This is a genomic window from Novosphingobium sp. TCA1, from assembly GCF_009811895.1.
Taxonomy (GTDB): domain Bacteria; phylum Pseudomonadota; class Alphaproteobacteria; order Sphingomonadales; family Sphingomonadaceae; genus Novosphingobium; species Novosphingobium panipatense_A.
On record NZ_BLJH01000008.1, the window covers coordinates 40,651 to 54,043 of the forward strand.

A 13,393-nucleotide genomic window follows, 5' to 3' on the forward strand; every position below is an offset into this window, starting at 1 on the left:
TGCCGTCGGGTGTGACACAAAAAGGGGCCGCGCGAACAGCGCGGCCCCTTTTTTCGTTCAGCGGGCGGGCTCGTGGTCGAAGCTGTCGGCCTTGCGCAAGGCGGGGAACCACCGGGCCCAGAGGGCGACCACGGCCAGCGTGCCCACTCCGCCCAGCACCACTGCCATGACCGGTCCGATCGCGGCGGCGAGGAAGCCGCTTTCCGCTTCGCCCAGTTCGTTCGAGGCCGAAACGAACAGCGAGGAGATAGCCCCGACCCTGCCGCGCATCTCGTCCGGCGTGGCAATCTGCATCAGCGACTGGCGTACATAGACCGAGATCATGTCGGCCGCGCCCAGAATCGCCATGCAGGCGAGCGAGAGCGGCAGTGACCGGGACAAGCCGAAGGCGATCGTGGCGATGCCGAAAATCGCGACGGAGGCGAGCATCTTCACGCCCACTTGTCCCTGGAGCGGCCGCCACGAAAGCCAGAGACCAGAGGCCAGCGCGCCGATGGCGGGCGCTGCCCGCAAATTGCCGAGACCTGCCGGGCCGACATGGAGAATGTCGCGGGCATAGACGGGGAGCAGCGCGGTTGCGCCGCCCAGCAGCACGGCGATGAGATCGAGGCTGATCGCACCGAGCACCAGCTTGTGGCGGATGACGAACGTGAGCCCGTCCATCATCTGCCGGAGTGGATGACGATTGCGGTCGAACGGCTGTCGTTCCATCCCCCGCATGGCGAAGAGCGCGCAAGACGAGAGCAGCAAGAGCGCTGCGCTTAGCGCGAAAGCCAGATAGGGCGCCGCGGCATAGGCGTAGCCGCCCAGTACCGGCCCGAGGATGGCACCGATGCGACCCGCGACTGCGTTGGCGGCGACCGCGCGAGGCAGCAGGGCGCGGGGCACCGTATTGGGGGCAAGGGCCGTGATGGCGGGACGATAGACGGCGCGGGTGATCCCGGTGAGCGTGGCGATCATGAAGTAGAGGATCAGGGTTCCCCGGCCGTCATGGACCAGCCAGGCCAGGAAAGCCGCTCCCGCAAGCTGTGCCACACAGGACCAGCCGGCCATGAGCTTTCGGTCGTAACGATCCGCCATCCAGCCGGTCAGCGGCGTCAGCACGAACATTGGCACGAACTGCACGAGCCCGATCAGCCCAAGCTGGAGAGCCGCTTCCCGGACGTCCATCGATCGCCGCGCGACATCGTAGACGAGCCAGCCCAGCGCGATGACCAGGCTGCTCTGCGATAGCATGGAGGCCTTGCGCGCGATCCAGAACAGGCGGAAGTTGCGATAGGAAAAGGCGCTGCGGCCGAGAGAGGTATCGCTCATGATATCATCCAGTCCTTGCCGTTCGGCGCTCGTCATGTCGCTCGGCTGCGACTGGCCTCCCTATGGCAAGCGATCCGTTCAGGCCTATCGAAGCCGGGGGTCGGGCGATAGGTTTGCGATGCGATTGTGCCGCCGACCCTATTGTTATCACCTCCAGAAACAATCCGATTACAGAATTGAAATAAATATATCTAGGCATCGTCCCGGAACTTCGACGTATCCGTAAAGCGGTCCCCGGTTGGCCGCCGTAGAACATCGCTAGAAACTGGGAGAGAACGAGGATGTCGAAAGTCGGCAGGATTTCCGCGTGGCTGTGCGGCGCAAGTCTGGCGTGTATCGCGCCGCAAGTCTTCGCGCAGGATACGGCGGGCCGCACCGAAGGCAGCCCGGACGAGGTCAGCCCGAACGAGGTCAGCGCGGCCGATATCATCGTCACCGGATCGCGCGCTGTTCGCAACGGCGATAGCATGCCCTCTCCGGTGACCGTGATCCAGCCTTCGACGATGCTGGCAGTCCAGCCCGGCACGCTGGCCGATGCGCTCAACACGCTGCCGGTCTTTGCAGGGGCACGCGGACGCACCAGCAACCCCACTTCCACCGGCAGCGGCGGTGCGGGCAATGGCTCGGCCAACCAGCTCAACTTGCGCAATCTCGGCCCGACCCGCACCCTGGTGCTGATGGACGGACTGCGGGTGCCGCCGACGCTGCTCAACGGTGTGGTCGATGTCGATATCATTCCGCAAATGCTGGTGCAGCGCGTCGATACGGTGACCGGGGGTGTGTCGGCCGTCTACGGGTCGGACGCCGTCAGTGGCGTGGTGAACTACATCATCGACAAGAAGTTCGAAGGGCTCAAGATGCAGGCCAGTTCCGGCATCTCGCAGCGCGGCGACGCTTCGCAATACGACATCGGCATTGCCGCCGGCACCGACCTGTTCGGTGGACGCGGCCATATCGAGGCAAGCTACGAATACCGCAAGGAAGGCGGCATCGACTATCGCAGCAAGCGCGCCTACCTCGACAGCATCGGCGTGACCGGGGCGGGCACAGCCGCCAATCCCTATGTCCTGCAACACGACGTCCGGCAGGCGACGACGCCTTTCGGCGGCCTCATCACCAACGGCGTGCTTAGAGGACAGGTTTTCAACCCGGACGGCACTCTGCGGCCGTTCGTGAACGGTACGGCCACCGGAACCAGCGGCGTCCAGATCGGTGGGGACGGCGGTTATTACGATTCCTCGCTGGTTTCTCCGCTGGAATTCAACCAGATCTTCGGCCGGTTCGATTTCGACGTGACCGACAGCGTGCATTTCCATGCGCAAGTCGCCGGTGACATCAAGACCAACCAGAACTACGCGGATCCGCTAAGGCTTTCCGGCGTGACGATGTTGGCCAGCAACCCTTACCTGCCGCAAGTCTATCGCGACCAGATGCTGGCGGCGGGACAGCAGACCTTCACATTCAGCGAGCTGTTCGGCAACGATACGCCGCGGCTCAATCCGGTCTCGCATACCGAGCAGTGGACTGCGAACGCGGGCCTCAACGGCAAGCTCGGCAGCTTCGACTGGAACCTCGATTACGTCTGGGGCGTGACCACGCTCAAGACCACACTGAACAACAACGTCAATTCGCAGAACCTCGCCGCCGCGCTGGATGCCGTTACGGACCCTGCCACCGGCAATGTGGTCTGCCGCGTCAGCCTGACCGATCCGGGCCGCTATCCGGGCTGCGTTCCGCTCAACCCCTTCGGCGCCGGGGCCGCGAGCGCCGATGCGCTGGCCTATGTCATGCCCAGCACGCACTACCGCGCGCAGACTCGCATGAACGACATATCCGGCAGCGTGGCGGGTTCTCCCGTCGATACCTGGGCAGGTCCGCTCAATGTGGCGCTTTCGGCCGAATGGCGCAAGGTCGGCTTCTCGGCAACCAGCGACGGTGAACCGGGGGCGCTCGCCGACTGCACCGGACTGCGGTACAATTGCGCCGTCGGTTCCAAACTCTGGACCAACAGCCTGGCCAGCACCGACACGGTGAGCCAGACCGTGAGGGAGATCGCGGTCGAGGCCGACATACCATTGCTCAAGGATGTGCCCTTCGTTCAATCGCTGAACGTCAACGGTGCTGCGCGCTACACACATTACAACACCAGCGGCACGTATTGGACCTGGAAGCTGGGCCTCGACTGGCACCTGACCGATACCCTGCGGATACGCGGCACGCGATCGAGGGACATTCGCGCGCCTACGCTTTACGAACTTTTCGCGCCGCCGAATTCGATCCCGGTCAACCCGACCGACCTGCTCACCGGCCAGAGCCCGCGCGTCCAGCAGACGGACCTGTCCAACCCCGACCTGAAGGCGGAAATCGCCAATACCTTGACCGGCGGCATCGTCTGGAGCCCGTCTTCGCGGGCCAGTATCGCCGTGGATGCCTACCACATCACCATCAGCGACGCGGTGACGCAGATCGCAGGGTCCACGACGGCCTACCAGCAGGCCTGCTACGCCAGTGGCGGCACCTCGATCTATTGTGCGCTGCAGGAACGCCCGAACGGCTTTACCGACACGAGCGCGGCCAATGCAGTGACGGCCTGGTACACGCTCTACATGAACCTCGCCGAAGTGGAGACCTGGGGCGTCGATGTGGAGGGCAACTATACCACCAGCCTCTTCGAGCGTCCTGCCTCCTTCCGCGTGCTGACGGCATGGCAGCCGCATGTCTACTATCGCCAGCCCGGTACGACCACGATCGATCAGGGCGGCGTCGCCTTCGGCCCTCTGGGACTTTCCGCCGGACCGGCCTGGCGCATCAGCGGTTTCGCACATTTCCAACCCGCCGAGCACTTCAGCGTGGATGTGCTCGAGCGGTGGCGCAGCGCAATGAAGCTGGGCGGCGATCCCACGCAGGTCTGGGCAGGCAACCACATCCGCTCCTTCGCCACCACCAACCTGACCCTGACCTTCGACACCGGAGCCGACTTTGGCACCACTACCGGCAAGGCCGAATTCTACGTGAACGTCACGAATCTCTTCGACGCCAAACCACCGGCCGGCGCTTATTCAGGCAACGGCACACGAGCAGGCCTGCGCGACGGTTTCGCACTCAGCGACGACCCTATCTGCCGCGCTTTTCTTGCCGGGGTACGGCTGAAGTTGTAGTAAGCTGGAATTAACCTGGGAGATGTGTCAGTCCTAGAACTGCGTCATCATGTTGTTTGACGGTTAAAGCCATCTCGTGAAGAAGTCCGAAATAACGGAGACTACCTCTTCTACCGGGCGCTTCTGGTCATAGAGATCGACATGTGTGGCGCCTTCGATCGTGTGAAGGCGTTTGGGTTCCTTTGCCTGATCGAAGGCTTCGTGTGTCATCCACGCCGTCACCGCCCTTTCAGCGGTGATCATAAGCAGCGGGCGCGGCGCGATCATGCCAATGAAACGGAAGGCGTCGAATGTCGCCATCCTGTCGATACTGTCCCAAGTGAGCGTCTTGGCCGCGCGCGGGTGGTCGCCGCGCGGCGTACAGTAATAGTGCCAGCCTTCGAAGACGTGTTCTCCGCCGGCGCGTGCCGCGGCTTCGTCGGCAGGGAAGATCGGGAATGCGCCGATCTCGCCGTTTCGTGCCGCCTCGGAACGGGCCTGCGCGGCGCTGGCGAGCAATGCGTCGAGGACGGCGGAATCCTGTTGCCCATCGCCGCCAACGCGAATTTGTCGGCCAACGTCCACTGCCGCGACTGTCGCCACCGCGCCAATGCGCCGATCCCCGGCCGCGGCTTGAATGACATAGCCGCCCGACGCGCAAATGCCGAGAACGCCGATCCGTTCCGGCGACAGGTCGGGCCGGATCCGCAGCCATGACAGGGCCGCCTTGAAATCCTCCACACGCTGGGCGGGGTCTTCCAATCCACGCGGTTCTCCTCCGCTGGCGCCCTGATGAGCGGCATCGAACGTCAGCACATGAAAGCCCTGTTCGCACAGCTTGCGGGCATAGAGCGCCGGCGATTGTTCCTTCGTGGAACTACCGGGATGCCCGAGGATGAGCGTGCGCCCGTTCGGCAGTTTCGATGTGTAAAGACACGCGGCAATCGTCATGCCGGCGCTCGTGAATGCAATGTCCTGTTTCATGGGAAGTTGGTCTTTCAAAGGGAAGGGATGAACAGCATCAGGAACCTGCGGCGAGTGGCAGCAGAACCGCGCTGCGCGCATCGGGTGCATGGAACAGGCGCTGCGTGGCCTTGACGTAATCCCCGGGCGCGGCGCGGAACACGTTGGCGACGTAGCTCTGCGGATTTCGGTCGTAGAGCGGGAACCAGCTCGACTGGATCTGCACCATGATCCGGTGCCCCGGCAGGAAGACATGGTTCGCATCGGGCAGGACGATATCGTAGCGTTCGACCCGGCCCGGGGTGATCGGTTGGGGACGCGCGGGATCGTTTCGATAGCGTCCTCGCAGGATGTTCATGGAGATCGGCAACTGGTAGCCGCCCATGGCAGGCTGCTCGGGCATGGCGTCCGGGTAGACGTCTATCAGCTTGACCACCCAATCCGCATCGCTGCCGGAGGTAGAGGCATAGAGACGGGCGACCGGTCGACCGGCAATATGCTTGGGTGCCGTGAGCACGGGCGACGTGTATGTCAGGACATCGGGGCGTGACGCAGCGAACCGCTGGTCGTCCACCAGCCAGGTATCCCAGTTCGAATCCGGGCCGTAGATGGAAAGGTCCGGCTGCGGGCGATAGGGCACCGGCTTGGCCGGATCGCTGACGTACTCGTCATAGCCGAACGACACCTCCTGCCCGCCGATAGACAGCCTGCCGCCGGTACCGAGATACAGCGGAAGCGAACCGCCTCCCGCTACGGGCCAGTCGGGCAGGTTCTCCCAACGGTTGTCTCCGCTGGCGAAGGCGACGACCCGCGCGATATCGGCTTGCGGCGCACCGTCCTTGAGGTGTTCGTCGAGGAAAGGAATCAGGACATGTGCGCGAAACCATTCGCCAGTGCGCTGGCCCCAGTCGAGCGGGCCAAGCCGGGCGCCCGAGCCGTTCTGCTGCCCATGATACCACGGGCCCAGCACCAGATGCACTTCGCGGGCCTCGGCTTTTACCGCCTGATAGACGGCGGGTGCGCCGTAATTGTCTTCCTGATCCCAGAGCCCATCCACGAGCATGGTCGGCACTGTCAGCGGCTTGCGCGCCAGAATGCGGTCGAGCGCCTGACCCTGCCAGTAAGCGTCGTAGTCCGGGTGCGCCGCAAGCCGGTTCCAGAACGCCAGCTGCTCCATGCCCATGGCGCCGGCCAGTGCCCCTGCCGAGCCGTATCGCAGATACGCGTCGTAATCGTCCCGCGCTGTGACTGGCCAGCGCGCGGCCGAGTGCTTGTCTGCCGTCTGGTTGTAGATGTAGCTCAGCATCTCCTGACGGAAAGCGCCGTTGTGGAACCAGTCGTCGCCTTTCCAGGTGTCGACCATCGGGTTCATCGGCACTGAAGCCCTGAGTGCCGGATGCGGATCGACGAGGCTCATCAGTGCGGTGAAACCATCGTAGCTGCCGCCGATCGTGGCGACCCGTCCGTTGGTTTCGGAGATATGCCGCACCAGCCAGTCGATCGTGTCCCAGGCATCGGTCGAATGGTCGGTCCGCGCCGGGTTCAGCGGGCCGCGCAAAGGCCGGTTGACTATGTAATCGCCGCCGGACGCGAACTTGCCGCGAACGTCTTGCACCACAATGATGTAGCCGTGCCGCGCCAGGTCGGCATAGCTGGGGAACAGGATATCGCCGAGTTTTGGGCCGTCCTGCTGCGTCGTCATCGCGTCGGCGCCATAAGGCGTGCGGTCGAGCAGCATCGGCGCCGACGTCAGTCCTTTCGGGACGATGACGACCGTGTGCAGCAGGACGCCGTCACGCATAGGGATCTCGTAAGTACGGCGCCGATAGTCGCGCTCGATCGCAGGCGGAACGAAAGTCGCGGGAATATCGGAGGCGGACGTTCGTGCCTGCGCGATGGGTGGCAGGCCAGTCGCCGCGACCAAAAGGGCTGCGCCGAACCCGAGAATACTCAGAATATTGGTTTGGTAGGGCCTGCGCATGGATGGCTCTGCTTTTGCGGTGGCTGTGGCCTGCCGACTTGGCAAAGGGCGAGCAAAAATGCCCGTTATGCTCTGTTAGAAACTGCGATTGCCGCCGCCTCGGCATCCGTGGCCCGGGCCTTTCCATCGTTTCGGCTGACGGCGGCACCACTGTGGCTTGGAGCGGGCACTCAGGGCGGGTCCTGGCGTTACCCGCAACATCGATTGAAAGAATTCGCCCGTACCGGGAGGTCTGCGCAATGAGCATGATCATAAACGGATTGCCTGCCGAAGTTCCCTTGGATCCCCGTGTTTCCCTGCTGGATTTCCTGCGTGACGGCCTTCATCTTCACGGTACGAAGAAAGGCTGCGATCAGGGCGCTTGCGGGGCCTGCACGGTGCTGGCTGACGGAGAGCGCATCCTGTCGTGCCTCGCGCTGGCGGTTCAGTACGATGGACGTTCCGTCACCACGATCGAGGGCGTCGGCACGGCCACCGAATTGCACCAGTTGCAGCAGGCCTTCATCGAGCATGACGGCTTTCAGTGCGGCTATTGCACGCCGGGCCAGATCTGCTCGGCGATCGGCATGGCCGAAGAAATCCGCCGCGGCGTGCCCAGCCATGTCACCGATGATCTCGACGCGCCGACAATGCCGTTCTGCGCCGAGGAAATACGCGAAAGGATGAGCGGCAACTTGTGTCGCTGCGGCGCGCACAACGGGATCGTCGAGGCGATCGCTGCAACCTTCGCGGCTCTGCCTGAAGCGGAGGCTGCGGAATGACCCCGCTGCGCTACGCGCGTGCCGCCGACGCGCAGGACGCCGTGCTTCAGGCTCAGGCCGGAGCAAGGTTTCTTGGCGGCGGCACCAATCTCGTCGATCTGATGCGCGAGACCATCGAGCGCCCGGAAGCGCTTGTCGACGTTTCGGGTCTTGCCAATGGGATCGAGGAATCCCGCGGCGGCGGCGTGCTGATCGGTGCCGCCACGCGCAACACCGCCGTCGCGGCGCATCCGGTGGTGCGAAAGCGCTATCCGGTGCTTGCCCGCGCAATTCTCTCCGGCGCCAGCGCCCAGATCCGAAACATGGCGACCACGGGCGGCAACCTGCTTCAGCGCACGCGCTGTGCCTATTTCTACGATGAGGAGGGTTCGCGCTGCAACAAACGGCATCCGGGCCAAGGCTGTGATGCACGCGAAGGCTTCAATCGCAACCACGCGATCCTCGGCGCCTCTGGCGCCTGCGTCGCGGTACATCCTTCGGACATGGCCGTGGCGCTGGCGGCGCTTGATGCCGTTGTCCTCACCCGCACGTCGCAAGGTGAACGACAGATAGCGGTGGCGGATCTGCACCGCCTGCCCGGCGATCGGCCCGACATCGAGACGATGCTCGAACCGGACGAACTGATTACCGCAATCGCGCTGCCCCCTGCATTGCCCCGCTCGACTTATCGCAAGGTTCGCGATCGTTCGAGCTACGCTTTCGCCCTGGTCTCCGTGGCAGGCGCGGTGCAGGTCGAGAGCGGGCGGGTTCGCGACGTACGTCTTGCGCTCGGCGGGGTGGCTCACCGTCCCTGGCGTGCGCGCCGTGCCGAGGACATCCTGCGCGGCGGCGCTGCCGACAGGGCTGCTTTCGCGGCTGCCGCAGACGCCGAACTGGCGGAGGCATGTGCGCTGAGAGACAACGGCTTCAAGATCGAACTGGCACGCCGCACGATCATTGCGGTGCTCGAGGAACTCACAGGAGAACGGCCATGAGCATTGCCAAGGATGCCAAGGGTCTCATCCAGGGTGCCGCGCAGGGGCTGATGGCCAAGGCTGTCGCGCTGGCGCCCGACGCCTGGGTGCCGGGGGGCGTACCCGATCCACTGATGGGCCGTCAGCACGGCCATGTCGGCCGCGCGGTATCCCGGATCGACGGCCCGCTGAAAGTCTCGGGCACGGCCCGGTTCGCCGCCGAGTTTCCCATGGAGCGCATGGTCTTCGCGGCCATCGTCTTCAGTACCATCGCCAAGGGGCGCATCGTCAATCTGGATACGGCGCGTGCGCAGGCGGCTCAGGGCGTGGTCGAAGTGATGACGCACCACAATGCCCCCCGCTTGTCACCGCCGCCCGTCTTCATGTCGAACCCCAAGGCAGCGGGCGGAGACAATCTGCCGGTGATGCAGGACGACCGGATCCACTGGAACGGTCAGCCGGTAGCCGTCGTGCTCGCGGAGACGCAGGAACAGGCCAACCACGCTGCGTCCCTGATCGAAGCGACATACGAGACCGAGCCCGCTATTACCGCCTTCGACGAAGCTCGTTCCCATGCCCGGCCTTCGGAATTCATGGGTGAACCGCTGCATGACGAGAAGGGCAAGGCAGAGGCTGCCTTGAGCGCTTCTGCCATCCGCATCGATGCCACATATCGAACTCCGCGCCATAATCACAACGCCATCGAACTGCACGCCGTAACGGTGGCATGGCAGGACGGTGCCCTGCGCCTTCATGATGCCTCCCAGCTGGTCAGCCATACGGCCTGGTCGCTTGGGCAGATCTTCGGCATCCCCGAGGACAAGGTCCTCGTTACTTCGCCATATGTCGGTGGCGGCTTCGGCGGCAAGTGCATGTGGCAACACCATGTCCTGGCTGCTGCGGCGGCGAAGCTTTGCGGACGCCCCGTAAGGCTAGTCCTCTCACGCGAAGGCGTCTACCGGCTGGTCGGAGGCCGTTCGCTTACCGAGCAGCAGGTGAGCCTGGGCGCGGATGCGGATGGCAGGCTGAAGGCTCTGATCCATCGCGGCCTGACGGCGAAGACCCCCTCGAACGTGATGCCGGAGCCTTTCATTCTCGCGTCTCGTAGTGCTTATGCTGCCGAAGCGATCGAACTCGATGTCCATAGCGTCGAGTTGGACTTGCTGGCCAACACCTTCATGCGCGCCCCGGGTGAATCCGTGGGAACTTTCGCCCTGGAATCCGCCATGGACGAATTGGCCGAAGCGTTGGCCCTCGATCCCATCGAACTGCGCATTCGCAACGAGCCCGATGTCGATCCGCTGAGCGGGTTGCCGTTCTCCTCGCGCCGGATCGTCGATGCCTGGCGCGCGGGCGCAGAAGCGTTCGGGTGGTCGCGGCGCAGTCCGATGGCGGGCAGCAGGCGGGAGGGCGAATGGCTGGTCGGTATGGGCTGCGCTACGGGCACGTACCCCTATTATCGCATGCCGGGAGGTGCGGCGCGGCTGACCCTGACACCACGCGGCGCCAGCGTAGGGATTGCCGCGCATGAAATGGGCATGGGCACGGCTACCGCGCAAGTGCAGGTAACCGCAGAACGTCTTGGCCTGCCGATCGACGCGGTTGATTTTCACTACGGGGACTCCAGGCTTCCCGGCACCGTGCTTGCGGGAGGATCGCAGCAGACCGCCGCCATCGGCGCCGCGGTGATTGCCGCGCATCGCCTGCTCATCAAGGAACTGCTTGATATCGTCGGCAACGATTCTCCCCTCGCGGGGGTCAAACCCGATGATGTCGCATGTCGTGACGCAGGCCTGTGCGTACGGGACGAGCCGGAGCGACATGAGACTTATGCCTCCATCCTTGCCCGCGCCGGGCGCGCTTCCATCGAAGTGACAGGCGAAGGTCCATTACCGCTCGAACTCATGCACTGGTCGATGCACAGCCATGCCGCGATGTTCTGCGAAGTGAAAGTCAATGCGATTACCGGCGAACCGAGGGTCACGCGCTTCCTCGGATCGTTCGACTGCGGGCGCATCCTCAATCCCAAGACCGCGGCAAGCCAGTTCCGCGGCGGCATCATCATGGGCCTTGGCCTTGCACTCATGGAGGAAACCCAGGTTGACGAGCGCAATGGCCGGGTGATGAACCCCAGCCTTTCCGAATATCATGTGCCGGTTCACATGGACGTGCCGGAGATCGACGTGATCTGGACCGACATCCCCGATCCGCACACGCCGATGGGCGCTCGCGGCATCGGTGAGATCGGTATTACCGGCACGGCAGCCGCGGTCGCAAATGCCATCTATAACGCCACGGGGAAACGGGTTCGCGACTTGCCGATTACGCTCGACAAGTTGCTCTGAAATTCCCGCATCTCCGGGCGATTGCGGGCTAAGCGATGCCCGCTCCGCCGGTAACGCCGTAGACTTCGCCGGTAATGTAGCTGCCTTCCTGCGAGGCGAGCAGGACATAGACCGGTGCGATCTCCACGGGCTGGCCGGGGCGGCCGAAGCGGCTGTGCTCACCGAAATGGGCGACTTTCTCCTGCGGCTGCCCGCCGCTGGCCTGAAGCACCGTCCAGAACGGCCCCGGCGCCACAACATTGGCGCGAATGCCTTTCTTCATCAGCTGCTTGGCGAGCGCCTTGGTATAGGCGACGATGCCCGCCTTGGTCGTGGCATAGTCGAGCAGGATGTCCGAAGGCTCGTAAGCCTGCACCGATGCCGTGGTGATGACCGAGGCGCCCACCGGCAGGTGCGGCACCGCCGCCTGGGTGATCCAATGCATTGCATAGAGGTTGGTCTTGAGCGTCTTGTCGAAATCCTCGGACGAGACTTCGCTCACATTCTCGCGGAATTGCTGGCGCCCCGCATTGATGACGAGGGTGTCGAGACCGCCAAGCCCTTTTACCGCGTCCTCGACCAGTTGGCGGCTCCAGCTTTCCTCGCTCACGTCTCCGGGCAATGCCACCGCCTTGCGCCCCGCCGCCTCGATCAGGGCGATGACTTCGCGCGCATCCTCTTCCTCGCTCGACAGATAGGCGATGGCAACGTCGGCGCCCTCGCGGGCATAGGCGATCGCGGCGGCGCGCCCGATGCCGGAATCGCCTCCGGTGACGAGCGCCTTGCGCCCCACGAGCTTGCCCGCGCCGACATAGCTTTCCTCGCCGTGATCGGGCCTTGGCTCCAGCTTGCCGGCAATGCCGGGGCGGGGTTGCGGCTGCTCAGGGAAGGGGGGCTTGGGGTACTGGCTGCGGGGATCCTGCATCGTGAGCCGGTCGGCCATGAAAGCTCCTGTGGTTCGAAGGTCTTGAAATGACAACGGCGGCATCCGGTACGAGTTGCACTTCGGCGCGGCGTTCCGGCCCGGATCGATCGCAGTTCGCCGCGCGTCTTGCGAATTCTGCCCGTCTGCGGGATTTTTGGCAGGAACGTTGGCAGCTCCGGCGGTTTGCACTCGCATCCCCGGCGGATCGTCATCCGCTCTCAACGGCGGAGCCAGGCCGAACATGCAGCAGCTTGCCGAGAATTTCTGGAATTTCCGCGGTTCGTTCAAGGTGGCAGGGATCCTCGATTTCGGCACCCACATGTCGCTGATGCGCAGGCCCGATGGGCGCTTCACCCTGATCGACAGCTACGGCGTGTCCGGCGCCGACCGCGATGCACTGCTGAAGCTGACCGGAAACGGCGAAGCCATCGACGCGATCGTCAACGTCCACCCCTTCCACACCCTGCATTGCAATGCAGCCCACGAACTGGCCCCCCGCGCGCGGCTGTTCGGAACCCGGCGGCACCGCGAGCAGGCGCCCGAACTTCCCTGGGAAGACGCCCCGATAGAGGACGCCGCCACGCAGGCCCGGTTCGAGGGACTAGACTTCTCCGTTCCTGCCGGGCTCGATCTCGTGACCGGAGACGACAGCGTCCATGCTGCTTCCGTCCTCGTCCGGCACCGGGAGAGCGGCATCGTCCATGTCGACGATACGCTGATGGTGCTGGCCGCGCCCGGCTTGCTCGGCCGTGTCCTGCCCCAGTCGCGGCTGCGCTTTCATCCGATGCTGGGAAAGGCATTGCAGCACCGTCCCGGCGCCGCCGACGATTTTGCCGCATGGGCCGGCGATCTTGCGCGCGACTGGGCAGCAACGCCGATCGTCTGCGCCGCGCATTCGGCCGTGCGCCGCCTCCGCCCCGGCGGTTGGCGCAACGAGGTGACGCATGCGCTCTCCGCTGCGGCGGGGACACTAGGCCGTCACCGCGCGCGCCACGGCTGATGCCGGACGCGCTCTCTCCATTCTAGCGGAAACAC

General features: G+C 64.4%; 9 protein-coding genes. 5 read left to right on the forward strand and 4 right to left on the reverse strand.

Annotated elements, in window-relative coordinates; translation table 11 throughout:
* Window positions 1-57: 57 nt before the first annotated feature.
* Entirely contained in the window at window positions 58-1,314 is a 1,257-nt protein-coding gene (locus NTCA1_RS11515; RefSeq protein ID WP_159830624.1) for an MFS transporter, read from the reverse strand.
* Window positions 1,315-1,595: 281 nt separating this feature from the next.
* Here NTCA1_RS11515 and NTCA1_RS11520 point away from each other — a divergent pair, with 281 nt between their 5' ends.
* Entirely contained in the window at window positions 1,596-4,472 is a 2,877-nt protein-coding gene (locus tag NTCA1_RS11520; RefSeq protein WP_159830625.1) for a TonB-dependent receptor domain-containing protein, read from the forward strand.
* A 63-nt stretch (window positions 4,473-4,535) separates the two neighbouring features.
* Here NTCA1_RS11520 and NTCA1_RS11525 read toward each other — a convergent pair whose 3' ends face one another.
* Together NTCA1_RS11525 and NTCA1_RS11530 are read right to left on the reverse strand one after the other, a co-directional pair.
* Window positions 4,536-5,435 carry an alpha/beta hydrolase gene (locus NTCA1_RS11525; protein ID WP_159830626.1) on the reverse strand — a complete coding sequence of 300 codons (900 nt, stop codon included), beginning with the start codon at window positions 5,433-5,435 and terminating at the stop codon, window positions 4,536-4,538.
* A gap of 37 nt (window positions 5,436-5,472) precedes the next feature.
* Entirely contained in the window at window positions 5,473-7,395 is a 1,923-nt protein-coding gene (locus NTCA1_RS11530; RefSeq protein ID WP_159830627.1) for a CocE/NonD family hydrolase, read from the reverse strand.
* A 239-nt stretch (window positions 7,396-7,634) separates the two neighbouring features.
* Here NTCA1_RS11530 and NTCA1_RS11535 point away from each other — a divergent pair, with 239 nt between their 5' ends.
* From NTCA1_RS11535 to NTCA1_RS11545, 3 genes are read left to right on the forward strand one after another with little or no spacing between them, the layout of a single operon-like run.
* Entirely contained in the window at window positions 7,635-8,156 is a 522-nt protein-coding gene (locus tag NTCA1_RS11535) for a 2Fe-2S iron-sulfur cluster-binding protein (protein ID WP_159830628.1), read from the forward strand.
* Complete coding sequence (locus tag NTCA1_RS11540; RefSeq protein WP_159830629.1) at window positions 8,153-9,130, forward strand: xanthine dehydrogenase family protein subunit M; 978 nt, start codon at window positions 8,153-8,155, stop codon at window positions 9,128-9,130. The genes NTCA1_RS11535 and NTCA1_RS11540 overlap by 4 nt, the downstream gene beginning before the upstream one ends.
* Entirely contained in the window at window positions 9,127-11,454 is a 2,328-nt protein-coding gene (locus tag NTCA1_RS11545; protein WP_159830630.1) for a xanthine dehydrogenase family protein molybdopterin-binding subunit, read from the forward strand. Before NTCA1_RS11540 ends, NTCA1_RS11545 begins: the two co-directional genes overlap by 4 nt.
* 28 nt (window positions 11,455-11,482) lie before the next feature.
* On the opposite strand, the gene NTCA1_RS11550 is transcribed toward NTCA1_RS11545, so the two are convergent.
* Window positions 11,483-12,376 (reverse strand): SDR family oxidoreductase, encoded by an 894-nt coding sequence (locus tag NTCA1_RS11550; RefSeq protein ID WP_159830631.1) that lies wholly within the window; start codon window positions 12,374-12,376, stop codon window positions 11,483-11,485.
* 223 nt (window positions 12,377-12,599) lie between these two features.
* Here NTCA1_RS11550 and NTCA1_RS11555 point away from each other — a divergent pair, with 223 nt between their 5' ends.
* Entirely contained in the window at window positions 12,600-13,358 is a 759-nt protein-coding gene (locus NTCA1_RS11555; RefSeq protein ID WP_159830632.1) for a hypothetical protein, read from the forward strand.
* Window positions 13,359-13,393 lie beyond the last annotated feature (35 nt).

What these genes read in the sequence shown, in the direction of transcription:
- NTCA1_RS11515 (WP_159830624.1), bottom strand. Translation starts at nt 1,314, where the DNA reads ATGAGCGATACCTCTCTCGGCCGCAGCGCCTTTTCCTATCGCAACTTC.
- NTCA1_RS11520 (WP_159830625.1), top strand. Translation starts at nt 1,596, where the DNA reads ATGTCGAAAGTCGGCAGGATTTCCGCGTGGCTGTGCGGCGCAAGTCTG.
- NTCA1_RS11525 (WP_159830626.1), bottom strand. Translation starts at nt 5,435, where the DNA reads ATGAAACAGGACATTGCATTCACGAGCGCCGGCATGACGATTGCCGCG.
- NTCA1_RS11530 (WP_159830627.1), bottom strand. Translation starts at nt 7,395, where the DNA reads ATGCGCAGGCCCTACCAAACCAATATTCTGAGTATTCTCGGGTTCGGC.
- NTCA1_RS11535 (WP_159830628.1), top strand. Translation starts at nt 7,635, where the DNA reads ATGAGCATGATCATAAACGGATTGCCTGCCGAAGTTCCCTTGGATCCC.
- NTCA1_RS11540 (WP_159830629.1), top strand. Translation starts at nt 8,153, where the DNA reads ATGACCCCGCTGCGCTACGCGCGTGCCGCCGACGCGCAGGACGCCGTG.
- NTCA1_RS11545 (WP_159830630.1), top strand. Translation starts at nt 9,127, where the DNA reads ATGAGCATTGCCAAGGATGCCAAGGGTCTCATCCAGGGTGCCGCGCAG.
- NTCA1_RS11550 (WP_159830631.1), bottom strand. Translation starts at nt 12,376, where the DNA reads ATGGCCGACCGGCTCACGATGCAGGATCCCCGCAGCCAGTACCCCAAG.
- NTCA1_RS11555 (WP_159830632.1), top strand. Translation starts at nt 12,600, where the DNA reads ATGCAGCAGCTTGCCGAGAATTTCTGGAATTTCCGCGGTTCGTTCAAG.